This is a genomic window from Phenylobacterium sp. GW823-FHT02A09 (assembly GCF_058797775.1).
Genome location: NZ_JBXAJZ010000004.1, coordinates 211,000 through 237,260, shown reverse-complemented (window position 1 = coordinate 237,260; position 26,261 = coordinate 211,000). Strand labels below are relative to the sequence as shown.

The window sequence follows — 26,261 nt, the reverse complement described above, 5'->3', positions numbered from 1 at the left end:
ACAACGTCTTCATTTGAACGCAACGCGGGCACATGTAGCCTGTGCGTCGAACACTCCCTCCCTGGCGACCTCCCAATGAAGCAATTCCTCCTCACCATGGCCGGCGTTTTCGCGGGCCTGGTGCTGTTTCTGATCGGCGTTCCGTTCCTGCTGATCGTCATGGCCGCCGGGGCCGCCAAGCCGGCGCCCACGCCCGCCCAGACCGTTCTGGCGCTGGACCTGCGCGACCCGCTGACCGACCAGGATCCGGTCAATCCGTTCGCTTCGATCGGCCGCCGTTCGATGTCTGTCATGTCGGTGATCGAGACCCTCGACCGCGCCGGCAAGGACGGCAAGGTCAAGGCCGTGCTGGTGCGCCTGCCCGAGGGCGGCATGCCCCCGGCCGCGGCGGACGAGATCCGCCTCGCGCTCAAGAAGTTTCGCGCCTCGGGCAAGCCCGTGATCGCCCACAGCCAGGGGCTCTATCCCTCGGGCGTGGTCACCTCGACCTACATGCTGGGGGCCGCGGCCGACGAGTTCTGGATGCAGCCCGGCGCCTCGCTGCAGGCCACCGGCATCGCCTCCGAGGACGTGTTCTTCAAGCGTTTCTTCGACAAGTACGGCGTCAAGGCCGACTACGAGCAGCGCTACGAATTCAAGAACGCCGTGAACCCGTACCTCTACAGCGACTACACCGCGCCGCACCGCGAGGCCCAGCTCTCTTGGATGGGCTCGGTCTACGGCTCGACGCTGGTGAACGCGGCCACAGACCGCAAACAGACGCCGCAGGTCCTGCGCACGAACCTCGAGGCGGGCCCCTACATCGCCGAGGACGCGCTCAAGCTGAAGCTGATCGACAAGGTCGGCCAGGTGAAGGACGCCGAGACTGCCGTGCTCGCCAAGGCCGGCAAGGGCGCCGAGCTGGTCGAGTTCGAAAAGTACATGCGCTCCAGCCGCGAGCGCGTGCCGCGCCCGGGCCCCGCGATCGCGATTGTCGAGGGCGAAGGCGCGATCGTCACCGGCCACGACGGCACGGCCAATCCGTTCTCCTCGTCCTCGGCCATGTACTCCGACGACATCGCCGAGGCGCTCTACGACGCCATCGAGGACAAGGACGTGAAGGCCATCGTCTTCCGCGTCTCCTCCCCCGGCGGTTCGGACACCGCCTCCGAACAAATTCTCGCCGCCGTGCGCGCCGCCAAGGCCGCCAAGAAGCCGGTGGTCGTGTCGATGGGCACCTATGCCGCCTCGGGCGGCTACTGGGTGTCCAGCGAGGCCTCGGCGATCGTCGCTCACCCGACCACCCTGACCGGGTCGATCGGCGTGTTCGGGGGCAAGTTCGCGCTCGGCCCGGCGCTCGAACGCTTCGGGGTCGACATCCGCCAGATCGGGGTCGGCGGCGAATACGCCGGCGCCTTCGGGGCGGGCGGCGAGATGAACCAGGCCCAGCGCGCCGCCTTCTCCGGCTGGATGGACCGCATCTACGGCAACTTCATCGACCGCGTTGCCGAGGGCCGCAAGCTGCCGCCCGAACGGGTGCGCGAGATCGCCAAGGGTCGGGTCTGGACCGGCGCACAGGCCCGCGAGATCGGCCTGGTCGACGAGGTCGGCGGCTTCTACCAGGCCGTCGACAAGGCCAAGGCTCTGGCCGGCCTGCAAGGCGACGTGCGCCTGAAGCGGATGACCACCCAGGTCTCCCCGTTCGAGGCCCTCGAAGGCGCGCTCGGCGTCTCGGCGAACTCGGCTCGGACGCTGGCGGCCGCGGCCTGGATCTTCGGTGATCCCCGCGCCAAGGGGCTGCTGGACGACATGGCCCAGGAGCGGATGCGCAGCCAGGGGGCCATGGTCCTGTCGCCGACGCCGGTGAAGTAGCCGGTCAGGTCGCCGGGCGGCGCCGTCGCGGACCGCGGCTCGGCAGGGTGAAGATTACCTGCCGGCGACCGTAGTCCAGGGTGATGGCGTCGAACTGGCGCATCGCATCGACGCCGATCAGCAGGCTGGGCTGGGTCTTCAGGTCCCAGATGTCGAAGACATGCAGGTCTGCGAAGACGGTCATCAGGCCGGTGATGTCCAGGCCGCCGATCCGCAGCAGCGGCAGCACGGCCAACTCGCCGCGCGCTGTCTGTCCCGTGGCGCTCAGCACCGGCACGACGTAGCGCGGCGCACGCAGTTCCTCGGTTCCGATGACCAGCTTATGCAGGGCCTCGTTCCCGACCGTGCTCTGCGAGCCTGAGTCCATGAAGGCGGTCACCCGCCGTCCCGCGACATCGGCGCCGATGATGATCAACTGACCGAAGCGATAGCGGGCCGGCACCACGATCTGCCGTCCGCTCGTCGCGTCGGCCTGCGGCAGCCGGCTCGCCGCCGCGGCGCTGACCCCGACGCCCGCCTGCGGCGCCGCGCTGCCCGGCCCGCGCGAGGGCGTGATCCGGAACTCGTCCCGCAGAAAGTCGATGGTCACCCGCCGGCCGCGCAAGACGTCGACGCCCAGCAGGCCATCGGCGCCTAGCCGACTGCGGCTGAGGGTCGGCGCGCGGATGGCGCGCGTGGCGACCGCATCCACCTCCAGCAGATCGATGGTGGCGGTGTTGGACGGCTCGATGCCCGCCACGCCGTGAACGTCGGCCGGCCCTGCGTCCGGCAAGCCCAGGCGTGCGGCCAGCTCGCTGGTGATCACCGTGCGGTTGGCGCCGGTGTCGACGACGAAATCGAAGGGCCCCTGGCCGTTGATGCGAACCGGCGCCGTGACTCGTCCCGACATATCGGCGTCGGTGGCCAGCGCGGCGCCCTCGTCGCCAGGGGTGACCGGCTCCGGCGGCTGCAGGTGGGCCATGTTGACCATCACCGGCGGCGACCGCGGCGTCGCGGCGCAGCCGGTCAACGCGATCAGGCCCAGGCCCACGGTCCGCCTGTCGAGTGACTGCACCAGCTTCCTCCCTCACCGGCGATCCTGCGCCCACATTGGCGCGCCTTGGAATGCTGTCCAGCGACGCGCGTCGAACCAGGGCCGCGGCGCGACCGACGGGCAAAGAAAAAGGGCGGCGGATTGCTCCGCCGCCCTTCGCTTCCCCTTGCGGGAATGCGTCTTAGAAGTTGGCCGTGAAGCCGATGAACAGCTTGCGACCCAGCAGATCGTAGGTCGGGTAGGTGTTCGGCAGACCGGTGCCCACGATACGCGAGTTCACCAGCGGCGGGTCTTGGTCGAGGACGTTGTTCACACCAGCGCGCACCGTGAAGGTGTCGTTGATGTTCCACACGCCCGACAGGTCGAGGTAGCTGCGCGCCGGCAGGGTGTGGTTGAACGCATTCTGCGAACCCGTGCCGATGGTCGGCTCTTGGGTGTCGGTTTCCAGCTTCACTTCGCCGATGTAGCGCCAGGCGGCCGAGAACGTCATGTCCCACGGAGTGGTCCAGTTCACGCGCAGCTGGTGACGCCACTTCGGGTAGACGGTCTGGCACTGCGGGCCGAAGAGGCCGGCGCAGTCGTATTCCTTCTCGCCCGGCAGCGGGATCGTGGTGGTTTCGATCAGGTAGGCGCCGTTCAGAGCCAGCGAGACGCGGCCGTACTCGTCCAGACCGACCATTTCCATCGGCAGGTTGTAGTTGACCTGCACGTCGACGCCCGAGGTGGTGCCCGAACCGATGTTGACGTTGGCGCCGTTGATGTAACCGCCGGCCGCCACGTCGTCACCGAACAGAGCGCCGTTGACCGGGTTACGAACGATCTGCGAGCAGAATTGTTCGTCGCCGGTTTCCAGGCAGCGCTGCATGATCACGCCCAGCGGAATGTTCCCGATCGTGCCTTCCAGGTCGATCGTGAAGTAGTCCAGGCTGGCGGTCAGGCCGGTCAGGAAGGTCGGGGTCAGGGTGAAGCCGATCGAGAAGGTCTTGGCTTCTTCCGACTGCAGGTCCGGGTTACCGCCGGTCAGAACCGAGCACTGGCCGGACGGGCACTGCGGAACGTTGCCGACCTGCGCCGCGGTCAGGCCGGTGTTGATGCACGCGGCTTGGCTGGCGGGGACCGGAGCGCCCGAAGCGCAGGGGTCGACCGACACCTGGCTGGTGTTGGTCACCGACTGCGGGGTGTACAGCTCGAGCAGGTTCGGCGCACGGATCGCTTGGTTGTACGAGGTGCGGAAGCGGATGTCGTCGGTCGGCGCCCACTGCAGAGCCACCTTGTAGGTGTCAGCCGTAATGCCGGTCGAGTAGTCCGAGTAGCGGTAGCCGACGTCGAGGACGACATCCTTGGCCCAGGCCATGTCCTGGATCAGCGGGATGCGGGCTTCGCCGAAGCCTTCGGTCACGGCGATGCTTTCGTCGATGGTCACCGAAGCGCCGCCGGCGCCCGACAGATCGCCGCTCAGCTGAGCGACGTCGGGTGCGTATTCCAGGTGCTCACGACGGTTTTGGAAGCCGAAGTTGACCGCCACGCTGTCGTTAGCCCACGGCGACTTCACGCCGTACTCGCCCAGGTCGCCGGTGATGGTGCCTTCAACGACCCGCTGGCTGACCGCACCGCGCGAGGTGCCGTTGACGGCCAGGTAGGACAGGGCCTCGTTGGTCACGCCGCCGTCGCGGAAGATGTTGTACGGGACGCAGTCGCCGCCCGAGATACAAACCGGACCGTTCGCGCCTTGGACGACCTGAAGGGCGTTCTGAATCTTCGAGATCGAGAGGTAGTTCTGCGAGGCTTGGTACAGGCTGGTGTAGTAGTACGAACCGTACAGGTCGTAGGTCCACGGACCAGCGATCTCGCCGCGCGAACCCAGGACCACGCGGTAGTTCTGGTGCTCGTAGAAGCCGACGCGGCCGCCGCCTTCGATGTTCCGGCGACCGATGTACATGTCGACGCTGTCGCCAGCGGTGACCATGGCCGGCGTACAGCCGATGGCGCCTTGCTGCTGGCCGCTCAGGAACGGGTTGTCACAGTTAACCAGGAAGCCGCTCGTCGGAGACGGGCCGCTGCCTTGGAACAGGCCGGTCGGCGCGATCTGCACGTTCGTGCGGTCGTTCATGAACGAGAAGTCGGAGTACAGCTTGAAGTTATCGTTCACGTCGTACTTGGCGAAGAAGCCCGCGCTGTAGCGGGTGCTTTGCTGCATCAGGTACGAGTACTCGTTCGAGTTGAACAGCGGCGGCGGCGTGGTGCGCGCGTTCGCGTCGTACGGACGGAACTCATTGCCGACCACGGCGAACTGCGGCGCGTTGGCCACGTCGGCGCGGAACCACTGGTTCGAGTTCGGCGAACCGGCGCAGCTGGCGACGCCGGCGGCGCTGGCGACCACCTGACAGGCCGACCAGTCGCGCTTGCCTTGGGTGACCGGCTCTTGGTCGTGGTAGGTGAAGTAGGCGGTGACATTGCCGCGGCCGTCTTCGGTGTTCGCGCCGTAGACGATGCTCAGGTCACGCGACGCGCCGTCCCAGGTGTTTTCCTTCGGCTGAGCGACTTGGCGCGGGCCGAGCAGGCTCTGGACGAACTCGTTGTGTTGGTTGTGCTGATAGACGCCCCAGTTGGCGTCGATCTGCAGACCTTCGAAGTCGCGCTTCATCACGAAGTTCACGACGCCGGCGATGGCGTCCGAACCGTAGGTCGCCGAGGCGCCGCCGGTCAGAACGTCAACGCGCTCAATCAGCTGGCTCGGGATCTGGTTGATGTCGGGCGAAGGGTTCGGGTTGCCGGTGTTGGGGTCGCCGATACCCAGGCGGCGGCCGTCGACCAGCACCAGGGTGCGGGTTTGGCCCAGGCCGCGCAGATCGATGGTGGCCACGCCGCCCGGACCCGACAGCGGGTTCGAAGTCGACGACAGGCCGTTGGCGGCGTTCTGCGAGATTTGCGGCAGTTGGTTCAGGAAGTCGGCGGTGACCGGACGGCCGCCCAGGGTGACTTCTTGCGAACCGACCACTTGGACCGGGCTGACGCTGGTCAGGTTCGGCTGCGGAATGCGCGAGCCGGTGACGACGATTTCGGAAACTTCCGAGTCTTGGGCGACCGCTTGGCCGGCGCCGAGAGCGACGATTCCGCAAATCATCGACGACGCCAGAAGGCGTCCACGTTGCGTAGTCATTTTCAAGGTCTAGATCCTCCAGCGGTCCGCCGACCGAGACGGTGGCGATTCCCGCTCCCCACAAAAGGTTCGGTCCCGGATTCGAAGCCGAACCCGGTTACCTTGGAGTTACGGGGCTTACAGCAGGAGGGTCAACGCAGTTTACGCGACCGCAATGTTGTGGACGCCAACCTGTCGCATTCTGGTCACAGATTGTGCCCGAGCGGGGCTGTCGCGCACGATTTTACCCTTTTGGCGTAACGGAATTCTCCGCCCCAGGCGTGCCTTTGGCGACACACCAGTAACGCGCGCGATGCTGGTCGACGAGGTTGTCGACAAAGCCGGTGACCTTCGGTGAGACGAGATTCTTGTTCACGTAGAAGTAGATAGGCGCAACTGGGGCGTCATCGAGCATCAACGCTTCGGCCTGAGCGAGGTAACCGGCGCGAACCTGGGCGTCGACTTCGGCGTCGGCCTTGGCGAGCAGCGCGTCGTAGGCCGGATTGCGATAATCGCCATAATTTTGCGGACCGGTCGCCGACTGCTGCAGGTACAGGAAGCTCATCGCGTCGTTGTAATCAGCAATCCAGGCGGCGTCGGCGACGTCGAAGTCTCGCGAACGGAAGGCCGCATAGGCGATCTGGGCTTCGTTCTGCACCAGGCGCGCATCGACCCCGATCTCCTTCCAGTCGGCCTGGATGGCCGGCATGAACAACATCGGATCCGGCGTGTTGCGGTGCTTGATCTCGAACCGCAGCGGGTTCTTCGGCCCGTAGCCGGCCTCGGCCAACAGGCGGCGCGCCTCGGCTTGTCGCTTCTCGAGCGGCCAACCGGCCCAAGCCGGCGGCTGCGCGGGCTTGTAGTCGGCGACACCCGGCGGCACGAAGGTGTAGGCCGCCGTCTGCCCTCCGCGCAGCAGCTTCTCAGTGATGAAGTCGCGGTCGATCGACATGGTCAGCGCCTGGCGCACGCGCTTGTCCTTGAAGGCTGGGACATTCGAGTTGAACGCCAGATAGGTCACGCCCAGGTAGGTGTGGGTGCGCACGTAGCCGGGCATGGTCTCGCGCAGGAACGCGATGCGGTTCGACTGGATGTCCGCATTCATGTCCAGTTCCCCGCGCGCCACTCGGCGCTCGGCCATCGCCGCGTCCGGGGTCGGATAGAGGTAGATCTGATCGACGCAGACCTTGTCGGCCTCGTAGAACCGCGGGTTCTTCACCAGCCGCACGTAGTCTCCGAGCTTCCAGTCGGTGACGATGTAGGGGCCGTTCGAGAGGTACGTCCCGGGCTGCACCCACTTCTCGCCGACCTTGTCGAGCAGGTGCTTGGGCAGCGGCGACATGGTGTGGTGCTTGGCGAGCTCCGGCAGATACGGAGCCGGATGGTTCAGCGTGATCTCGAGCACCTTCGGCGAGATCGCCCGCACGCCGAGCGTCTCCGCGGGCGCCTTGCCCTCGTTCACGGCCTGGGCGTTCTTGATGAGGTAGAGGACGGAGGCGTACTCCGACGCAGTCTCCGGCAGCAGGATGCGCCGCAGCGAGAACACGAAATCGTCCGCCGTCACCGGCACGCCGTCCGACCAGTTGGCGTCGCGCAGGTGGAACGTCCAGACCAGGCCGTCGGCGCTGGTCTCCCAACGCTCGGCCATGCCCGGGACCGCCTCGCCCCGTTCGTCGGAGTCCGTGAGCCCGATCAGGAGGTTGGAGATGATCCGGTCTTCCCAGGTGCCGGTCGACTTGTGCGGATCGAGGGTCACCGGCTCGGAGACGTTGCCCGCCTGGATGCAGACCTGCCCCGCCGGGCACGGCGGCCGCGACGGCCCCTTCGGTGCGCAGGCGGCGATGGAAAACGCTGCAGTCGCCAGGATCAGCGTATTGCCGAGCGCCCGGAGCGCCCTATCAATGCGGGACGTCGAAACCATGGGTCACGGATGACACACTTTCCCACGCGCTCAAAGCTGACCGCCATCGCCCTGCTGGCCACCCTCGCCGCCGCGGGTCAGGCCGCCGCCCAGGCCAAGCCAGAAGGCCGCGCTGCGGTGCTGCAATCGCTGCTGGACTGCAAGACCAAGAGCGACCCGACCGAACGCCTGGCCTGCTACGACGCCGCCGCCGGCGCCATCGACACCGCCGAAAAGAAGGGCGACATCGTCGTCGTCGACCGCGAGCAGGCCAAGGCCGCGCGCAAGCAGGCCTTCGGACTCAGCCTGCCGACCCTGGACATGTTCAACAAGGCCGAGGCCACCCCCGAGGAGGCCAGCCGCATCGAGGACACGGTCGAGCGCGCCTATCGCGGCGGCGACGGCAAGTGGGTGTTCGAGCTCACCGGCGGCGCGGTCTGGCAGTTCTACGACGCCGCCGATCTCGGCCGGCAGCCGAAGAAGGGCAGCAAGGTCGAAGTCCGCAAGGGCGCGGTCGGCGGCTACTTCCTCAGCGTGGACGGCCAGTCGGGCGCCCGCGCCAAGCGGGTGCGTTAGCGGCCTCAGCGGTCCTTCGGGTCGATCGCGTCCCGAAGGCCGTCGCCGATGAAGTTGAAGCTCATCAGCGTCACGACCATGGTGAGGGCGGGGAAGATCAGCAGCCAGGGAGCCAGCTCCATGTCCTGCGCCCCGCCCGCGATCAGCGTGCCGAGCGAGGCCATGGGCGGCTGCACGCCGAGGCCCAGGAAGCTGAGGAAGCTCTCCGCCAGGATAACGGCAGGTATCGTCAGGGTCACATAGACCACCACAGGCCCAAGCAGGTTGGGGATGATGTGGCGCGAGATGACGCCGGCCTGGCTGAGGCCCGCGGCGCGCGCGGCCTCCACGAACTCCTTGTGCTTCAAGCCCAACGTCTGGCCGCGGACGATGCGGCTCATGGTCAGCCACTCGACGGCGCCGATGGCGATGAAGATCAGAATGATGTTCGACCCGAAGGTCACCATCAGCAGGATCACGAAGAAGATGAAAGGCAGCGAGTAGAGCACGTCGACGACGCGCATCATGATCTCGTCCAGCACCCCGCCGACATAGCCGGCTACCGCGCCCCAGGCGATGCCGATGACCAGCGACACCAGCGTCGCCACCAGCCCGATGGCCAGCGAAACCCTAAGCCCCATAAGCAGCCTGGCGAGCAAATCGCGGCCCAGCGAGTCGGCGCCCAAGAGATGGCCGGCGGTCAGCGGCGGGGCCCAGACGTCGTCTTTGTTGATCTGGTCGTAGCTGAACGGGACCAGGTGCGGCCCGACGATGGCGACCAGCACCAGCACCGCCAGCACCGCCATGCCGCTGACCGCCGCCCAGTTGCGGAACAGGCGGCGCAGCGCGTCGTCCCACAGGCTGCGGCCTTTCACAGCCTTTTCCATGACTTGCGCGCCGGCGCGCGAACCGGGAGCCAGGATCACGACAGCCTCACGCGGGGATCAAGCGCCGCATAGAGCAGGTCGGCGATCAGGTTGAGGACGAGGATCAGGGCGGCGTAGAAAATCACCATGCCCATGACCACGGTGTAGTCGCGCTGGAGCGCCGAAATGACGAAAAACTTGCCCAGTCCCGGCAGGTTAAAGATCTTTTCCACCACCAAGCTGCCGGTCAGCAGACCCGCGCATGCCGGGCCGAGATAGCTGACCAGCGGCAGGATCGCCGCGCGCAGCGCGTGCTTTCCGACAATCCTGTGTTCGGGCAAGCCCTTAGCGCGGGCGGTGCGGATGTAGTTCGAGCGCAGCACTTCAATCATGCCGGCCCGCGTCAGGCGCGAGATGATCGCGATCTGCGGCAGGGCCAGCACCGCGACCGGCAGTATCAGGTTTGCGAGCGCCCCGCCGTTCCAACCGCCAGAAGGCAAAAGCTGAAGTTTCGATCCGAATATCAGCACGAGCAGCGGCGCCGTGACGAATGTCGGGATGCAGACCCCGATGATGGCCACCGCCATGACCCCGTAGTCGACCAGTTTGTTCTGCCGCAGGGCGGCCAGCACCCCCAGGGTCACCCCAACCACGCTGGCCAGGATGATCGCCGACAGGCCGAGGACCAGGCTGACCTTGTAGTTCTCCTGCAGGATCTGGAGGACGGACTTGTCCTTGTACTTCAGCGACGGACCGAAATCGCCGTGGGTCACGTCGCGGAGATAGTTGAAGTACTGTTCGTGCAGCGGCTTATCCATGCCGTACTTGGCCATGACGTTCCGCTCGATCTCGGGCGAGAGCTTGCGGTCCATGTCGAACGGGCTGCCCGGGGCGGCGCGCATCATGAAGAATGCGACTGTCACCACCAGGAACAGGGTCGGGATGGCCACCAGCAGGCGGCGGCCGATGAAGCGGAACATCAGGGGCTCAAGGTGACGGCCGATCGTCGGCCGGGCGTTGCGAAACTTTCACCGGCCCCCGATGATGTCAAACGATCGCCCCCTCCCCTCCTAGCGGTATTGCAGATGACTGACTTCCGACGCGTCACCGACCAGCTTTCGGTCGCCCCCCAGATCTCGACCGCCGACCTGGCGAGCGCCGCGGCCCAGGGCTTCAAGCTAGTGATCAACAATCGCCCGGACGGCGAGGACCCCACCCAGCCGACCAGCGCCGAGATCGAGGCGGCGGCCAAGGCGGCCGGCCTGGATTACGTCCACATCCCGGTGCGCGGCGGCCCGACCCCCGACCAGGTCGAGGCCAACTATCGCGCCGTCGAGGCCGCCGGCGGGCCGGTGCTGGCCTTCTGCCGCTCGGGCACGCGCTCGATCGTCACCTGGTCGCTTGGCCAGTTCCAGGCCGACGAGCGCTCGGCCGACGAGCTTGTCGAGCTGGGCGCCCAGGCCGGTTACGACCTCTCGGGCGCCTTCCCGCGCTGACACGAAAAAGGCCCGCCCCCGGATGACGGGAGCGGGCCATCGTCCGTAGGTCGGCGCTTCTCAGATCGCGGCGAAGGCGTTCTGGCGGCGCGAGGCGCGGACCATGGTCCCGACCGCGCCGAAGCCGATGATCATCATCGCCCAGGTGGCCGGCTCCGGAACGGCGCTGAGCGCGACCTGGAAGCTGGCCGTGCCGCCGGTGAAGTTGAAGGTCTGCGGCCGAGCGTAGCCGATGTTGATCGAATTGCCGGTGAAGCTGAGCGTCGGCACGACGCCGCTGTCGGTGAGATTGTTGCTCAGCAGGGTGACGCCAGTGATCTTCTGGGCGCGGTCGAACAGGACGTTGCTGATCGCGAGACTGTAGGTCTGGAAGTCCCAGGTGTCCTGCGAGCGCAGGGTGATGATGTTGGTCACCGCGTCCCAGTCGACGAACACCACGCCGCCGCCCCAGCCCGACGCGTTGGAGACGAAGTCGTCACCGCCCAGCTCGTAGCCGGCGCCGAGGACGGCGCCGTTGCTCTGATAGATCTTGCCGCTGCTCGAGCTGTAGTCCGGCAGGTGGGAGTCCGAGCGGAAGTCCGCCACCGTGACGGCGGCCGCGGCCGGCAGGCCGAACATCAGGGTTCCGGCGGCGATCGCGCCTGCAATCAGCTTCTTCATGGTCTCAAGCCCCAAATTGTGCGGCGACCTCGCCGCGAACCTTGCTCGTCCCATTTCGACCCGTCAGAGGCGAAATCAACTCGCGTCGGACGGGTGCAAGCAGGCGTCGTGCCAACCCAGCCGCAAAATCGGTACTTGACGGTACTCATTTCTGGCCGCCAATATGGTACCCATGAGTACCGATACCATCGCCATCGGCCCCGGACGTCCGCGCGACGAGGAGGCCACCACCGCGATCCTCGCCGCGACGCTGCGGCTGCTGGCCGAGCGCGGCTACGCCGGGACAAGCACCGCCGACATCGCCGCGGCCGCCCGCGCCAGCAAGGCGACCGTCTATCGCCGCTGGCCGAGCAAGCCGGCGCTGTTCGCCCAGGCCATCCAGCACGGGTTGCGCCAGGCCCACGCCGCCCCGGCCCGGACCGGCGACGTGCGCGAGGACATCGCCGCCGTGCTGGCCGCCAAGATGGCCGCCTTCGCCGACGGCCCGTTGGGCGGCGCCATCCGCGCGGTCGTCTCGCATGCGGCGCATGAGCCGGAGCTCGCACGGGCGATGACCCAGGTCACCCAGGGCGCGCGCGAGCACGGCCCGCTGCGTGGTCTGGTCGAGGAAGCCAAGCGCCAGGGCCTGGCGCCCGCCGACGCCGACACCGGCCTGCTGCTCGACCTGCTGCTGGGGGCGCCGTTCTTCCAGCTGCTGGTGCTGCAGGTCCCGCCCGATCCCGCCACCGCCCGCGCCCTGGTCCGCCAGGTGTTCGGGCCCGCCATAAAGGTGCCCTCCCATGCAGCTGCGCGATAGGACGATCCTGGTCACCGGCGGGGCGCGCGGCATCGGTCTGGCCTTGACCCGCCGATTCCTGGCCGAGGGCGCGCTGGTGATCGCCGCCGGCCGCGACGGCGAGCGGCTGGCGCGGCTGCACGCGCAGCATCCGCGCCGGGTCACGGCCTGGCCGGTCGACCTTTCGGACCCGCAGCAGACCGACGCCTTCGTCCGCGACCTGCCGCGCCGGCATCCGGACCTGTCGGTGGTGGTCAACAACGCCGGCGCCCAGACCCTGACCGACTTCCTGGCCGACGACGTCGAGGCGCTGCGTCCGGCCCTGCGCCGCGAGATCAGCCTGAACCTCGACGCGGTGGTGGCGATCTCGACCGGACTGCTGGACCACCTGCGCCGACAGCCCTCGGCGGCCATCGTCAACGTCACCAGCGGCCTGGCCCTGGCCCCGAAAACCTCCTCGCCGGTCTATTGCGCGACCAAGGCGGCGGTCCGCAGCTTCACGAAGGCGCTGCGCTATCAGTGCGAGGACGGCGCGCCGAACGTGCAGGTGATCGAGGCGATCATGGCCCTGGTCGACACCGACATGACCGCCGGCCGCGGCGACGGCAAGATCACCCCGGCCGAAGCCGCCGACGAAGTGGTGGACGCGATCCTGGCAGGTCGGCGCGAAGTCTATGTCGACCGCGCCAAGCTGCTGCCGATCCTGATGCGCGTCGCGCCCGGCGTCGGCGAGCGGATCATGCGCCGAGGCTAACCCCCAGGACGCGCATCGCCTTGACGCGCCGCGCGAAGCTTGACCTTACCTTGAGTTGTCAGAGGGGAGTTCGCCGCTCATCCGGGATGCGAGATGCGCGGCGCAAGGCGGTCCACGGGCCGTCATTTTTGCCGGGGGGCGAAGGGTATGAGCGTCAATCAAGCGGGCTGGGAGGCTGCGAGCCTCCAGCCGACGGACGGCTTTGCGCATGCGCGAGCGGCGGCGGCCGTGGAAGACGCGCTGACGGTGACGACCAGCAGCGACAGCGGAGCCGACGCCACCCTGGGGGCGGACTTGGCGGCCGACACGGCGGACGGCGCCGGCCTCAGCCTGCGGGAGGCGCTGAACTGGGTGTCGCCGGGCGGCACGATCAGTTTCGCTTCGCCGCTTTCCGGCGGAAGTATGATCACACTTGGAAGCGACGTGAGCGTCGTCTCGCCGCTCACGATCACCGGCTCGGCGTCGATCGGGTACGGCTTAAGCTACAAGATGAACGTCGGCGCCGATCTGACCGTCTCCACCGCTAGCGGCGAATCGATCTCGCTGACCCCGCTGACAGGGACTGGGGCGCTCATCAAATCCGGCGCAGGCGCCCTGTACCTTCATGGCGACAACGCCGGTTGGTCGGGCGGCCTGAACATTTCGGGCGGCGCCGCGCAGATCACGGCCGACGCTCAACTCGGTTCAGCTGGGGTGACGCTGAGCGGCGGCACGCTCCGTATCTCGGGTTCGACCACCATAGACAACAGCATCAACGTCATTGCCGCGTCGCGCCTTGAGATCCTTTCGGACGTGACCCTGACGGGCGCGCTGACCGGCTCCGGGGATCTTACGCACGCCGGGGGCGGGACGCTGACCCTAGGCGGGGCCAACGGCAGCTATTCCGGCAACATCGCGATCCGGCAAAGCAGCGTGCTGAAAATCACCGATGGCGCCGCGTTGGGAACGAGCGCCGGAGGCGTCAGCCTCGGCAGCTTTACGCGCCTTGAGATCGGCGCCGGCGTCACCGTCGCCGACAACATCACGATCGATACCGGCGACGGAGCCGGCGGGACGATCCGCGTAGCATCCGGCGCCGTGACCGTTAGCGGCGGCCTTACGCTTGCTGGGAGTACGCACCTCGAAGCACATGGCGAACTCACCTGGAGCGGAGTCATCGCCGGAAGCGCCGGGCACTCCGTGGCGATGTTCGGGAGCGGGACGCTCATCCTCACCGGCGTCAACACGTTCGCCGGTACGATGGCCTTCACGGGCGGCACCGTCATCGCGGGCAACAACAACGCTCTCGGCGCTGGGACGCTGTTTTTCAACGGCGGCGCGCTCAGAATTAACGCCGAACGCGAATTCGCGAACGCCGTCTCCGGTACAGGGACGATCATCGTCGACACTGGCGTCCAGGGCACGCTGAACGGCGCGATAGTCGCCAGTGCGTCGCTCACCAAAGAGGGGGGCGGCGTCCTCATCCTGACTGGCGGCGAAACCAGCGGCGGCGGCGGCAGCGGCAGCGGCAACTTCTACGTCACGGCAGGCGAATTGCGGGTCAACTCGACGATCAGCTCGTGGCTCATCATCAAGGACGCAGGCTTGGTCAGCGGTTCCGGCGGCACGTCCGGCACGGTCATGATCTATTCAGGCGGCACGCTCGCGCCGAGCGGACTGAGCGCGTTCAGCACCGGCTACCTCAACTACTTCAGCGGCGGCTCCCTGCAGATCGAGCTTGGCGGTCCGAGCCAGCACGACAAGATCGTCGTCACCGGAGGCGTCGTGCTGACCGGCGCGACGCTGGACGTCAGTCTGGTGAACGGATTTGCGCCGACGTCCGGCGTCTTCAAGATCATCGACAATCTCAGCTCGTACGCCATCAACGCGACCTTCGCCGGCCTCGGCGAAGGCGCCCGCCTGACGGTCGGCGGACGCGACTTCACGATCAGCTATGTCGGCGGCGACGGTAACGACGTCACCCTGACCTACGCCCCGCCCGGCGGCGGCGGCGGCGGTGGCGGTGGCGGCGGTGGCGGCGGTGGCGGTGGCGGCGGAGGAGGCGTTTCGACCGCCCCCAGCGACGGCCCCGACGTGATCAACCTGCCCGCCGCGGGAGGCCAGGCCTCGGCCGGCGGCGGCGACGACGTCGTAGCGGGCTACGAGGGGAACGACTGGATCCATGGCAATGCGGGCGCCGACAGCCTGTCGGGCGGCGGCGGCGCGGACACCTTGCTCGGCGGGCGCGGCGACGATTCCGTCAGCGGCGGCGACGGCGCGGACGTCATCTATGCCGACCTCGGCGCCGACAAGGTCGACGGCGGCGACGGCGACGACGTGATCTGGGGCGGCGGCGGCCCCATCCCCGACCAGCCGGACGACGCCGACACGCTCTCGGGCGGGGCCGGCGACGACTTCATCAACGGCAACGCCGGCGACGACCAGATTAAGGGCGGCGAAGGCGCGGACCTGCTGATGGGCGGGCGCGGCGCCGACACGGTCCAGGGCAACCAGGGCGCCGACACCCTATACGGCCAGCGCGACAACGACGTGCTGTTGGGCGGTCGCGACAACGACGCGCTGTTCGGCGACGAGGGCGACGACATCCTGTTCGGCGACGCGGGGGCCGACACGCTGACCGGCGGCGCCGGAGCCGACGTCTTCATGTTCGGGGTCGGTGGAGGGGCCGACGTCGTCACCGACTTCAGCTTCAGCCAGGGCGATCGTATCGGCCTGGACGTGGACCTGGCCGGCGCGCGCTGGAGCGTCGCGGCGACACCCGAGGGCGCGCTGATCAGCTTCACGGGCGGGGGGAGCGTCCTGCTGGTCGGCGTCGCGGCCGGCAGCGTCACGCAGGGATGGTTTGCATAATCGCCAGCTCGGCCTGAGCCGGCTTGGCGGGGGCGCCCAAAGAGTACAGCGCGGGGCTGACACAAACCGTGATCACCCCAGCGCGACATTCGAGGAACTTCGTTCGGCGGGAGGGCTTTCCCTTACACCCCCCAAATGAAAGTTGATGTCATGGCGACTACCGCCACAAAACCCGCTGCCTCCAAGACGACCGCACCGAAGACGCCGCCCGCCGCAACGGCGCGCCGCACACGCCGTACGGGCCGGCCGGACCCCCTCGCCATCAGCCTGCTCAAGAAGGACCACCGCGAAGTCGAGGGTTGGTTCGACGAGTACGAACAGCTGGAAGCAGAGAGCGAGAAGTTGGGGATGTTCAACAAGATCGCCCTTGCTCTGAAGGTCCACACCCGCATCGAAGAAGAGATCTTTTATCCCGCAGAACGTGGCGAGGTGGAGGACGACATGCTGGACGAAGCCTATGTCGAGCATGATGGCGCCAAGAAACTAATCGCCGAAATCGAAGCCATGTCTCCCGGCGACGAATACTACGACGCCAAAGTCAAGGTCCTAGGCGAGTACATCAAGCACCACGTAAAGGAGGAGGAGCAGCCAGGCGGCATCTTCGCCCAGGCAAAGAAGGGTGACGAGGATCTGGACGCCATGGGCGAGAGCCTCAAAGCGCGCAAGCAGGAGCTCATGGCTCAGCTCGCGAAGTCGAAGCCCAACTAACGCCGACGGGACGCTCCCGGCGCTGTTCCGATCAGGTTCAGCGCCGCCCGCGCGCCGCAGGAGGCCCCGTGGCCGAAACTGACCAGCATCGCCCCGTCGTCGCGCTCTGACAGATGGCCGACGTACAGACAGCCGATGTCGTCATCGTCGGGGCCGGCCCGGCCGGGCTGACGGCGGCGATCTATCTCGCACGCTTCAAACGCCGGTTCCGGGTCTTCCACGATGGAGAGAGCCGAGCCGGCTGGATTCCCCGCACGCGCAACCATCCTGGGTTTCCAGACGGGATCGTCGGCGCCGACTTGCTGGCGCGGATGCAAACCCAGGCCGAACGCTACGGCGCCCGGATAGACACCGGCCACGTCACGTCGATCACCCCGACGAAGAGCGGCTTTCACCTGGAGATCGACTGCGAGGACCATCTGACCAAAGCGGTGCTCATCGCCACCGGAGTGGTCGATCGCACCCCCGACCTGCCGGGCGTGGCGGACGCGGTCCGAACCGGGCTGCTACGAATCTGCCCCATCTGCGACGGCTTTGAGGCCAGCGACGGGGTGCTTGCGGTGATCGGCGATAGCGCGCTGGGCGCCCGCGAGGCGCTGTTCCTCAAGACCTATAGCGACGCCGTCACGCTGATCCACACAGGCTTGCCGCTGGCGTTGCCCGACAATGAGCGACAGCGTCTCGCCGCCGCGGGGATCGCCGTTCTGGAAGAACCGGTGTCCGCCCTGTCGTTCGAGACTGACGACCAGACGGCCATCTGCGTCACGGCGGCTGCGTCCCGCCGGTTCGACGCGGTCTATTCAGCATTCGGGGTCCGCGCACGCTGCGACTTGGCCGTCGCCGCCGGCGCGCAGGTGGCGGGCGACGGGCGCCTTGTAGTCGATGAGCATCAGGAAACCACAGTGCGGGGGCTGTTCGCGGCCGGCGACCTAGTGCGCGGCCTAAACCAGATCAGCACCGCCGAGGGCGAGGCCGCGATCGCCGCCACGGCGATCCACAATCGCCTGCGTCAATCGGAGACGACGTAGCGCCGCTTCGGGACGCGACGGCGCTCGATCACCGCCCGCGCCCGGCTCAGGGCTGCTGTGTGAGTTGCACCCGGGCGGCGCCCATGGCTACCTGCTCGGGTTCGCAACTCGCGACGGCCAGCACCAGCTGGGCCGCGACGAGACAGAGCAGCGCGAAGGCCACCCTCTGAAGCCGTTTTGATACATAAATCGCCGTGTCCGTCACCATGACCGACCTCGCACCCCAAGTTCGAGGGCAGGACAGCAAGACGGGCGCCGCCCAAGGACTTTTCGATGATCCCTTATGTTCGTGAGATTCAGTTCGAGTACGGCGCCTGCGACCAGGTCTCGCCGCTGATCCGCCGGGTGGTGGCCAACAATCCCGGCCCGTTCACCTATTTGGGCACCGGCACCTACATCATCGGCAAGGGCAAGGTGGCGGTCATCGACCCCGGCCCCGACATGCCCGAGCATCTCGACGCGCTGATGGCGGCGCTGGAGGGCGAGACCGTCACCCACATCCTGGTGACGCACCACCACTCGGACCATTCGCCCCTCGCCGGCCCGCTACAGGAGAAGACCGGCGCCAAGATCTACGGCTGCGCGGTGGGCGCGAAGGCTGGCGACTCGACGGTGATCACCGAGGCCGGCCACGACCTGTCGTTCACCCCCGACATCGACATCTGCGGCGGGGGGGCGATCTTCGAAGGGCCGGGCTGGACGCTGGAGGCGATCGCCACGCCGGGCCACACCTCCAACCACATCTGCTTTGCGCTGAAGGAAGAGAACGCGCTGTTCTCGGGCGACCACATCATGGGCTGGTCGACGACGGTGGTGTCGCCGCCCGACGGCGACATGACCGCCTACATGGAGAGCCTGGACCTGGTGAAGGACCGGAACTTCGACATTCTGTGGCCGACGCACGGTCCGCCGGTGCTGAAGGTCCGCCCGTTCATCGAAGCCTATATCGCCCACCGCCGCGCCCGCGAGGCGCAGGTGCTGAAGGCGGTCGGCGAAGGCCACGGCAAGATCAAGGACATGGTGCCGGTGCTTTACGCCGAGGTGGACAAGCGGCTGTGGCCGGCCGCGGCCCGCTCGGTGCTGGGCCACATGATCGACCTCACCCGCCGCGGCGTGGTGGTCAGCGACGACCGCGACCCGGGCCTGGACAGCGACTACCGCCTGGCGAGCTGAGGGGCCCGAGCCGCCGCGAATCGCCGGCTGGAGCGCAGACGTCGCCTCAGCGGGCGACGCCGGTGATTTCCTTGATTGCGGCCTGGACCGAGGCCTTTTCGCCCGCGCCCCACAGGTTCTTGAGATAGGCGAGTGTGCGACCGGCCGGGCCGTCGAACCGCCACTCGCAGTCCTGGAAGCGGCAGTTCTCGAAGATCGGCGGCTCGCCGCCGGCGTAGATCAGGCGGGATTTCAAGAACTCGCAGTCGGAGAAGACCTGCCCGTCGAGACTGACCGTCTCATGGCTGTAAACGACGCTGGTCGACATGGCTACTTGTCCTCCTCCGGCGGGGTCGAGAGCGCCCGCGCGCGTTCGCGCTCTTCGCGCTTTTCCGCGGCCTTGGCCGCGGTCTTGTTCGCCTTCAGGCGTTCGCGCTCCATGCGCTCAAATTGGTAATTCGGCTTCCTCGCCATCGGTGCTCCTGTGGGTGACTACTGGCGGGCCTTGCGCGCGGCGTAGCGCAGGTCGCGCTTCGCCTTTTGCTCGGCCTTGGTGAGCGCCTTGCGCTCTTTGCGTTCACCGCGCTTGGCGTCGAGCGACGCCGCGGCGGCGGCTTCGCCCGCCTGACGGGCGGCTTCCTGGGCGTCGGCCGCCGCCTGCTGCTTGTCGGCCTTGGCCTGGCGGCGAGCGGCTCGGACCTGTTCTAGCTCGGCGGCGCGCGCGGCGCTGCGGTCGGGTGTCTGGGCGGCCGCGACCATGGGCTTCGGCCGAAGCTTGGCCAGAAGCGCGCTGCGCGCAGCGGCGGCCGTCTTCAGGCGTTCGGCGAATTCAGTGCGTTGAGTTTCGTTCATTTGTGCTTTCGGTTGTCCGCGGATGGGTCGACCTGCGCCGGCTTGAACGCCGCGACGCAGATGGCCTCGAGGTGACGGCGCAGGGACCGCGGTGCGAGCAGGGCCTCCACTGCGCGACACCCGTCCCCTTCAAGCCGCAGCTTGAGCGTGGCGAGATCGCGCACCTGTCCCGAGCGGGCGATCTCGTACGCGCGCTCGATGGTGGAGATGGTCATGAGCGTTCCTCCGCCGAACCGGCTGGAGAAGCTGGGCCGGTCCGGGCGGATGACAAGACGCTTAGACCGCTTGCAACTGCACGGCGGTCATCTTGCCGCTGCGCGAGTCCAGTTCCAGTTCGTAGCCGAGCTTCTGGCCCTCTTCGAGGGAGCCGAGGCTGGAACGCTCGACGGCGCTGATGTGCACGAACACGTCGGCCCCGCCTTCATCAGGCTGAATAAAGCCAAAGCCCTTGGTCGGGTTGAACCACTTCACGATGCCAGTCGTCATAATTGTCACCTTTCAGGCGCAAGTTTTCGCGCGCCCAGTACGGGGCCGCGGATCAAATTTTCGGAGAAGGTTGAGGTCGGCTCGGGCCGCTTCTTGAAGAAAAAGCGATGAGAACAACCGAGCCAAAAGCGATCTTCGATTGTGGCTTATAGCGAAAATAAGTACTTCACGCCAGACGCAATTATGGAAGCGCTGGAAGGCGGCGGGAAGATCGGGTCGTTCGGCGGGCCTAGCTCCGCCTCAGCGGAGCGTCACCTGCGCCTCGGCGGCGGGCTGACGCACTTCGCGGTCCCAGACATAAGCGAACAAGGTCGCGGTGGTGATCGCCAGCACCAGCAGCGCGCGCAGCCAGAACCGCGAGAAGCCGGCCAGCAGGGCGACCAGCGCGGCAAAGAAGCCGCCGGCGACGCTGGCCAGGGCGACGTGCGGCGCCCACTCCATGGCGACGAGCCCGACCCCGACGCCCTCGCTCATCAGACCGAGCTTGGGCGCGATCACCCCGACGGCGACCAGGCAGGCCGGCGCCAGGGCGATCAGGGTCGCGCCATTCAGATAAAGTTCGGCGAAGCCGTGCGAGACGGCCGGCTGACGCACCAGAACGGATGCAGCCGGCCGCCCCTGAGCCGGCGCGATGGCCGGCTCAGACGCGGTCAGCTCCGCCGAAAAGGGCGCACGGCGTCCGCCGGGGCCTCCGGTGGCTGCGGTTTGGCCGTCGGAGCCGCACGCGGCGGCGACGCGGCGCGATCGACCGCCTGATCGGGGCCAGGCGTCCACTGCAGCCAGGACCCGTCGTCCGGCGCCTGGGCTGCGGGCTCAGGCGCGTAGATCTTCGGCTCCGGCGAGACGGCCAGGGCCGCGGCCCCGCCGGTCGCCGCGGTCGGCAGGACATAGTCCTTCATCCGGTCGCGGATCAGCTTCTTGTCGATCTTGCCGGTGGCGCCGAGCGGGATGTCCTCGACGAAGGCGACGTCGTCGGGCGTCCACCACTTGGCGATCTTGCCTTCCAGGAACTGCAGGAACTCTTCCTTGGACGAGCTTTCGCCGGCCTTCAGCTTGACCAGCAGCAGCGGGCGTTCGTCCCACTTGGGGTGGGCGACGCCGATGACCGCGGCGAGTTCGGCCTTCGGGTGGCCGGCGGCGATGTTCTCGATCTCGATGGAGGAGATCCATTCGCCGCCCGACTTGATCACGTCCTTGGCGCGGTCGGTGATCTGCATGAAGCCGTGCTCGTCGAGGGTGGCGACGTCGCCGGTGTCGAAGAAGCCCGCGTCGTCGAGGATGTTTCCGCCCTCGGACTTGAAGTACTGGCCGACCACGAACGGGCCGGCGACCTTGAGGCGGCCGAAGGTGGCGCCGTCGTGCGGCAGGTCCTTCTCCTCGTCGTCGACCAGCTTGAGCTCGATGCCGAGCGGGGCGCGGCCCTGCTTCAGCTTGAACTGCAGCTGGGCCTCGGCGTCCATGGCGGCGATGGCGGCGTTCGGCGTGGCCTGGGTGCCGAGCGGCGAGGTCTCGGTCATGCCCCAGGCGTGGGTGACGTCGACGCCGAACTCGTCGCGGAAGCCGCGCACGATGCTCTCAGGCACCGCCGAGCCGCCGATGACGACGCGCTTGAGGGTGGTCAGCTGGCTCTTGGTGGCGCGCAGGTGCTGCAGCAGCATCTGCCAGACGGTCGGAACGGCGGCCGAGAAGGTGACGCCCTCGGTCTCGAGCAGCTCGTGCACCGAGGCGCCGTCGAGCTTCTGGCCCGGCATGACCAGCTTGGCGCCGACCGCAGGAGCCGAGAACGCCAGGCCCCAGGCGTTGGCGTGGAACATCGGCACCACCGGCAGCACGGTGTCGGTGGCCCGAATGCCGAGCACGTCGCCGCCCATGGTCACCAGGGTGTGCAGGAAGTTCGAGCGGTGCGAGTAGAGCACGCCCTTCGGATTGCCGGTGGTGCCGGAGGTGTAGCAGAGGCCCGCTGCGGTGTTCTCGTCGAAGCCGCCCCAGGTCACGTCGGCCGAGGCCTGTTCGATCAGGCTCTCATAGGCCAGCGCGCCGGGCAGCTGGTCGCCGAGGTGCGCCTCGTCGGTGAAGACGACGAAGTGCTTCACGCCGGGGATCTGATCGCGGATCGAAGCCAGGATCGGCAGGAAGGTCAGGTCGGTGAAGATGACCTTATCGTCGGCGTGATTGATGATGTAGACGAGCTGCTCGGCGAACAGGCGCGGGTTCAGGGTGTGGCACACCGCGCCGATGCCCATGATGCCGTACCAGGCCTCGATGTGGCGGCCGGTGTTCCAGGCCAGGGTGGCGACGCGGTCGCCCGGGACCACGCCCAGGGCCTTGAGGGCGTTCGACACGCGCTTGGCGCGCTCGTGGATCGCGGCGTAGGTGGTGCGGACGATCGGTCCTTCGACCGAACGGCTGACGACCTCGCGGCCGCCATGCCAGGCCTTGGCGTGGTCGAGGATCTTGTCGACCGTCAGCGGCCAGTCCTGCATCAAACCTTGCATACTCGTACTTCCTCCCGACGACGCCGCCCTCTCTGGGGCTGGCGCAAGCTAGATTCACCAAGTCCTTAACGCAACGCGGCTCGGTGAACAGGGGCTTGTGGCCAAACCACGCTGCGGCATGGTGTTTTGCGCAAGAATAGGGGCCGCGGCATGGCGCCTGCCCGAGGAGGAAGCGCGGCGAACCGTCAGTTGACTTCCGGGGGCCGGTCCTATCGAAGGGCCGACTTTCCTTCACGCAAGTTGCGAGGACCCAGGTGGATCAGTTCGACGTCGTGGTGATCGGCGCCGGGGCGGCGGGCATGATGTGCGCCATCGAGGCCGGCAAGCGCGGCCGCAAGGTGCTGGTGATCGACCACGCCGCTGCGCCGGGCGAGAAGATCCGCATCTCCGGCGGCGGCCGCTGCAACTTCACCAACATCAACGCCGGGCCGGCCAACTTCATCTCGGCCAATCCGCACTTCGCGATCTCGGCGCTACGCCGCTACACGGCCAAGGACTTCATCGCCTGGGTCGAGCGCGAGGGCGTCGCGTATCACGAGAAGACCCTGGGCCAGCTGTTCTGCGACGGCTCGGCCAAGGAGATCATCGCCATGCTGACCGGGGCGATGCGCCAGGCCGGCGTGACCCTGCGGCTGAAGACCACCGTCGATCGGGTCGAGCAGGAGGACGAAGGCTACTCGCTGTCCACCAGCGGCGGACCGGTCACCTGCGCCTCGCTGGTGATCGCCAGCGGCGGCAAGTCGATCCCGAAGATGGGCGCCACCGGCTTCGGCTACGACATCGCCCGTCAGTTCGGGCTGAACATCGTCGAGACGCGGCCGGCCCTGGTCCCGCTGACCTTCGAGATCGGGATGCTGGAGCGGCTGAAGCCGCTCGCCGGCGTGGCGGTGGATTCCGTCGTCGCCAGCGGCAAGATCAAGTTCGCCGAGGCGATGCTGTTCACCCACCGGGGGCTGTCGGGGCCCTCGATCCTGCAGATCTCGTCCTACTGGCGCGAGGGCCAGGCGATCACCGTCTCGATGGCGCCCGGCGTGGACATCGCCGCGACCTTGAAGACGGCGCGCCAGACCCGCGGCAAGCAGGCCGCGATCACCGTGCTGTCCGAGCACCTGCCCCGTCGCGTGGCGCAGATGATCCTCGACGAGGCGGCGGCGCCGGCCAATGCCGGCGACCTGTCGGACAAGGCCATCGGCCGCATAGACACCGCGGTCAACGCCTGGACGGTGAAGCCGGTCGGCTCGGAAGGCTATCGCACAGCGGAAGTCACCTTGGGCGGCGTGGACACCGACGCGCTGGAGTCCAAGACCATGCAGGCCAAGGCCGCGCCAGGGCTCTACTTCATCGGCGAGGTGGTCGACGTCACCGGTTGGCTGGGCGGGTACAATTTCCAGTGGGCGTGGTCGTCGGGCTGGGTGGCCGGGCAGGCGGTCTAAGCCAGCGGCGAGCCGCCGTGCTCGATGGACCAGGCTTCGGCGGCGTCCTGGGCCGGGCCCGAGGCGTCGACGCGCACCCAGTCTATCGGGCCGACGTCGCGGTCGAGCTGCATGCGCAGAGTGGCGACCGTGGCGTCGGAGGCGTCCCCTTCCCGCCCCTCGATGCGCTGGGCCAGGACTTCGGGCGCGGCCTGCAGCCAGACGCCGTGGAACGGCACGCCGGCTTCGCGGGCCAGCGCTTCGACGCGGGCGCGCAATTCGGGCTGGATGAAGGTCGCATCGACCACCACCGCGCGGCCGGCGTCCAGCAGGGCGCGGGCCTCGGCCAGCAGGGTGTCGTAGACCTCCTGGTAGAAGGCCGGCGAGTAGACGCTGGCCGGCAGCGACGCGTCGGGCGCGACGCCGAGCAGGCGCTTGCGGATCTCGTCGGTGCGCAGGACCACCGCGCCCGGCGCCGCGCCCAGGCCGGGCGCGATCAGCCGCGCGAAGGTCGACTTGCCTGACCCGGAAAGCCCACCGACCGCGGTCAGCTTCGGCGGCGGCGGCGAGAGGTGCGCCAAGCCGGCGTCGAGATAGGCGCTGGCGCCTTCGAGGTCCGCGCTGTAGGCCTGGACGTGGGCGCGCACCCCGGCGCGGACCGACATCATCAGCGGCAGGGCGGCCAGACCGTCCAGCAGGGCCCGGCCGAAGTGGCGACGGCCCTCGTCGATATAGGCCGACAGCACGCGCACGGCGGCGTCGCGGCGACGGCGGAAGTCGAGGTCCATCAGCAGGAAGGCCAAGTCGTACTGGACGTCGATGTCCGACAGGATGTCGTTGAACTCGATGCAGTCGAAGAGAACCGGCCTGCCGTTCTCCAGCAGGATGTTCCCGAGATGCAGGTCGGCGTGGCACAGGCGCGCGAAACCGGCGTCGCGGCGCGCGTTCAGCAGATCCTCGCGGCGGAAGAACTCGGCGTCGGTGGCGGCGATCAGCGCCTCGACGCGGGCCCCGCCGAGCTTGGGCGCCAGCTCACGAAGCAGCTTGGCGTTGGAGTCGATCGTATACTTCAGCGCCTTGCCGCCGCCGCCCTGCGGGCGCAGCTCGGCCTTGGCGTGGACGGCGGCGACCTCGCGGCCCATGGCCTCGGCCAGCGGGCCGTCGACCGCCCAGGGCCGGGCGGAGAGCACGAAGCTCTCGTCGAAGCGGCGCATCTCCAGGGCGTACTCGACCACCGCGCCGGGGCCGTCGAGCTCCAGGCCGCCGCCGCGCTTGCGGGTGATGGTCCGCACGGCGCGGTAGATGTCGGAGGTGGCGGCGCGGTTGAAGCGCAGTTCACGCTCCAGCGCCCAGTGCCGCAGGTCCAGGGTCGAATAGTCGAGGAAGCCCAGATCGACCCGCTTCTTGACCTTGAAAGCGGTGTCGCCGACCAGGAACACCCAGGCGCAGCCGGTCTCGATCTTGGTCTGCGCCTCGCCTTCCAGCCAGGCGACGACTTCGGCCTCTTCGGCGTCGGTCAAGGATAGAGGCGCTGGGTGGTCCAGCCCTCCCCCACGCGTTCGAAGACCAGGCGCTCGTGCAGGCGGAACGGCCGATCGCGCCAGAATTCGATGGCGTCGGGCTTCACGCGGAAGCCGGACCAGTGCGGCGGGCGCGGCACCTTGCCGAGGCCGAACTTCAGGCCGATTTCGGCGATGCGCTTTTCGAGGGCCAAACGATCGGGCAGCTGCTGCGACTGTTCCGAGGCCCAGGCGCCGATCTGCGCCGGTCGGGCGCGGGTGGCGAAATAGGCGTCGGCCTCTTCCGGCGTCACCGGCTCGACCACGCCGCGGACCCGCACCTGGCGGCGCAGCGACTTCCAGTGGAAGAGCAGCGCGGCCTTGGGATTGGCGGCCAGCTGGCGGCCCTTTGCGCTGCCGAGATTGGTGTAGAACACGAAGCCGTCGGGGCCGGCGTCCTTGAGCAGCACCATGCGCACGTCGGGCATGCCGGTCTCGTCGACCGTGGCCAGGGCCATGCCGTTGGGATCGTTGGGTTCCTTGGCCGCAGCCTCTTTCATCCATTCGGCGAACAGCTCGAACGGGTCCTGGGCCGACAGCAGCGGCGGCGGCTCGGCCGCGGTCACCTGGCGGACGTAGTCGTCCTCGCTGGGCGAGGGAGGAATTGCGGCCTTGTCGCTCATCTCGCCGATATAGCGCCTTGGCGCGCGCTTGCCATGCTTAACGCACCGTTGACCATGCGCCGTCCAC

At 67.9% G+C, this 26,261-nt stretch carries 24 protein-coding genes; 10 read left to right on the top strand and 14 right to left on the bottom strand.

Translation table 11 applies throughout. The features are described 5' to 3' along the window. Positions 1–75: 75 nt before the first annotated feature. Positions 76–1,851 (top strand): signal peptide peptidase SppA, encoded by a 1,776-nt coding sequence (gene sppA, locus AC1Q87_RS17770; protein WP_492610166.1) that lies wholly within the window; start codon positions 76–78, stop codon positions 1,849–1,851. Positions 1,852–1,855: 4 nt separating this feature from the next. Here sppA and AC1Q87_RS17765 read toward each other — a convergent pair whose 3' ends face one another. From AC1Q87_RS17765 to AC1Q87_RS17755, 3 genes are all read right to left on the bottom strand, one after another. Next, positions 1,856–2,905, bottom strand: coding sequence for a retropepsin-like aspartic protease (locus AC1Q87_RS17765; protein WP_492610165.1), 1,050 nt, complete (start codon positions 2,903–2,905; stop codon positions 1,856–1,858). A gap of 160 nt (positions 2,906–3,065) precedes the next feature. Further along, complete coding sequence (locus AC1Q87_RS17760) at positions 3,066–6,044, bottom strand: TonB-dependent receptor domain-containing protein (protein WP_492610164.1); 2,979 nt, start codon at positions 6,042–6,044, stop codon at positions 3,066–3,068. A 223-nt stretch (positions 6,045–6,267) separates the two neighbouring features. Next, positions 6,268–7,944 carry a peptide ABC transporter substrate-binding protein gene (locus AC1Q87_RS17755; RefSeq protein ID WP_492610163.1) on the bottom strand — a complete coding sequence of 559 codons (1,677 nt, stop codon included), beginning with the start codon at positions 7,942–7,944 and terminating at the stop codon, positions 6,268–6,270. A gap of 9 nt (positions 7,945–7,953) precedes the next feature. On the opposite strand from AC1Q87_RS17755, the gene AC1Q87_RS17750 reads away from it, so the two are divergent. Continuing rightward, positions 7,954–8,499, top strand: coding sequence for a hypothetical protein (locus tag AC1Q87_RS17750; protein WP_492610162.1), 546 nt, complete (start codon positions 7,954–7,956; stop codon positions 8,497–8,499). A gap of 5 nt (positions 8,500–8,504) precedes the next feature. Here AC1Q87_RS17750 and AC1Q87_RS17745 read toward each other — a convergent pair whose 3' ends face one another. After that, positions 8,505–9,404, bottom strand: a complete 900-nt coding sequence (locus tag AC1Q87_RS17745; protein WP_492610161.1) for an ABC transporter permease — start codon at positions 9,402–9,404, stop codon at positions 8,505–8,507. Continuing rightward, positions 9,401–10,324, bottom strand: coding sequence for an oligopeptide ABC transporter permease OppB (gene oppB, locus AC1Q87_RS17740; protein WP_492610160.1), 924 nt, complete (start codon positions 10,322–10,324; stop codon positions 9,401–9,403). Before oppB ends, AC1Q87_RS17745 begins: the two co-directional genes overlap by 4 nt. Before the next feature lie 105 nt (positions 10,325–10,429). On the opposite strand from oppB, the gene AC1Q87_RS17735 reads away from it, so the two are divergent. Next, a complete protein-coding gene (locus tag AC1Q87_RS17735) occupies positions 10,430–10,840 on the top strand; it encodes a protein tyrosine phosphatase family protein (protein WP_492610159.1) in 411 nt (136 codons plus the stop codon). A gap of 60 nt (positions 10,841–10,900) precedes the next feature. Here AC1Q87_RS17735 and AC1Q87_RS17730 read toward each other — a convergent pair whose 3' ends face one another. Then, positions 10,901–11,500 (bottom strand): PEPxxWA-CTERM sorting domain-containing protein, encoded by a 600-nt coding sequence (locus AC1Q87_RS17730; RefSeq protein WP_492610158.1) that lies wholly within the window; start codon positions 11,498–11,500, stop codon positions 10,901–10,903. A 172-nt stretch (positions 11,501–11,672) separates the two neighbouring features. On the opposite strand from AC1Q87_RS17730, the gene AC1Q87_RS17725 reads away from it, so the two are divergent. The 6 genes from AC1Q87_RS17725 to AC1Q87_RS17700 all read left to right on the top strand — a co-directional run bounded on the left by AC1Q87_RS17725 (position 11,673) and on the right by AC1Q87_RS17700 (position 18,788). Next, the gene (locus AC1Q87_RS17725; protein ID WP_492610157.1) at positions 11,673–12,296 is read left to right on the top strand and encodes a TetR/AcrR family transcriptional regulator; all 624 of its coding nucleotides are present in this window, start codon (positions 11,673–11,675) and stop codon (positions 12,294–12,296) included. Continuing rightward, the gene (locus tag AC1Q87_RS17720) at positions 12,280–13,029 is read left to right on the top strand and encodes an SDR family oxidoreductase (protein WP_492610156.1); all 750 of its coding nucleotides are present in this window, start codon (positions 12,280–12,282) and stop codon (positions 13,027–13,029) included. Before AC1Q87_RS17725 ends, AC1Q87_RS17720 begins: the two co-directional genes overlap by 17 nt. Positions 13,030–13,176: 147 nt before the next feature. Beyond that, on the top strand, positions 13,177–15,879 hold the full coding sequence (locus AC1Q87_RS17715) for a beta strand repeat-containing protein (protein ID WP_492610155.1): 2,703 nt from the start codon (positions 13,177–13,179) through the stop codon (positions 15,877–15,879). 150 nt (positions 15,880–16,029) lie between these two features. Further along, a complete protein-coding gene (locus tag AC1Q87_RS17710) occupies positions 16,030–16,587 on the top strand; it encodes a hemerythrin domain-containing protein (RefSeq protein ID WP_492610154.1) in 558 nt (185 codons plus the stop codon). A 113-nt stretch (positions 16,588–16,700) separates the two neighbouring features. Beyond that, positions 16,701–17,615, top strand: coding sequence for an NAD(P)/FAD-dependent oxidoreductase (locus AC1Q87_RS17705; protein ID WP_492610153.1), 915 nt, complete (start codon positions 16,701–16,703; stop codon positions 17,613–17,615). Between the two features lie 273 nt (positions 17,616–17,888). Continuing rightward, positions 17,889–18,788, top strand: coding sequence for an MBL fold metallo-hydrolase (locus AC1Q87_RS17700; protein ID WP_492610152.1), 900 nt, complete (start codon positions 17,889–17,891; stop codon positions 18,786–18,788). Between the two features lie 46 nt (positions 18,789–18,834). Here the strand turns inward: AC1Q87_RS17700 and AC1Q87_RS17695 are convergent, their stop codons facing one another. The 6 genes from AC1Q87_RS17695 to AC1Q87_RS17670 all read right to left on the bottom strand — a co-directional run bounded on the left by AC1Q87_RS17695 (position 18,835) and on the right by AC1Q87_RS17670 (position 22,600). After that, on the bottom strand, positions 18,835–19,095 hold the full coding sequence (locus tag AC1Q87_RS17695; protein ID WP_492610151.1) for a hypothetical protein: 261 nt from the start codon (positions 19,093–19,095) through the stop codon (positions 18,835–18,837). Between the two features lie 164 nt (positions 19,096–19,259). Then, positions 19,260–19,619, bottom strand: coding sequence for a DUF6481 family protein (locus AC1Q87_RS17690; RefSeq protein WP_492610150.1), 360 nt, complete (start codon positions 19,617–19,619; stop codon positions 19,260–19,262). Then, positions 19,616–19,834 carry a hypothetical protein gene (locus tag AC1Q87_RS17685; RefSeq protein WP_492610149.1) on the bottom strand — a complete coding sequence of 73 codons (219 nt, stop codon included), beginning with the start codon at positions 19,832–19,834 and terminating at the stop codon, positions 19,616–19,618. Before AC1Q87_RS17685 ends, AC1Q87_RS17690 begins: the two co-directional genes overlap by 4 nt. A gap of 61 nt (positions 19,835–19,895) precedes the next feature. Next, positions 19,896–20,105, bottom strand: a complete 210-nt coding sequence (locus AC1Q87_RS17680; protein ID WP_492610148.1) for a cold-shock protein — start codon at positions 20,103–20,105, stop codon at positions 19,896–19,898. Positions 20,106–20,345: 240 nt separating this feature from the next. Beyond that, positions 20,346–20,699, bottom strand: a complete 354-nt coding sequence (locus tag AC1Q87_RS17675) for a hypothetical protein (RefSeq protein ID WP_492610147.1) — start codon at positions 20,697–20,699, stop codon at positions 20,346–20,348. 56 nt (positions 20,700–20,755) lie between these two features. Then, positions 20,756–22,600, bottom strand: coding sequence for a long-chain-fatty-acid--CoA ligase (locus AC1Q87_RS17670; RefSeq protein WP_492610146.1), 1,845 nt, complete (start codon positions 22,598–22,600; stop codon positions 20,756–20,758). A gap of 254 nt (positions 22,601–22,854) precedes the next feature. On the opposite strand from AC1Q87_RS17670, the gene AC1Q87_RS17665 reads away from it, so the two are divergent. Beyond that, positions 22,855–24,033 carry a BaiN/RdsA family NAD(P)/FAD-dependent oxidoreductase gene (locus tag AC1Q87_RS17665; RefSeq protein ID WP_492610145.1) on the top strand — a complete coding sequence of 393 codons (1,179 nt, stop codon included), beginning with the start codon at positions 22,855–22,857 and terminating at the stop codon, positions 24,031–24,033. On the opposite strand, the gene AC1Q87_RS17660 is transcribed toward AC1Q87_RS17665, so the two are convergent. Together AC1Q87_RS17660 and pdxH are read right to left on the bottom strand one after the other, a co-directional pair. Then, positions 24,030–25,532, bottom strand: a complete 1,503-nt coding sequence (locus AC1Q87_RS17660) for a bifunctional aminoglycoside phosphotransferase/ATP-binding protein (protein ID WP_492610144.1) — start codon at positions 25,530–25,532, stop codon at positions 24,030–24,032. The two genes, AC1Q87_RS17665 and AC1Q87_RS17660, sit on opposite strands and share 4 nt — an antisense overlap. Next, positions 25,529–26,194 (bottom strand): pyridoxamine 5'-phosphate oxidase, encoded by a 666-nt coding sequence (gene pdxH, locus AC1Q87_RS17655; RefSeq protein WP_492610143.1) that lies wholly within the window; start codon positions 26,192–26,194, stop codon positions 25,529–25,531. The genes AC1Q87_RS17660 and pdxH overlap by 4 nt, the downstream gene beginning before the upstream one ends. Positions 26,195–26,261: the final 67 nt, after the last annotated feature.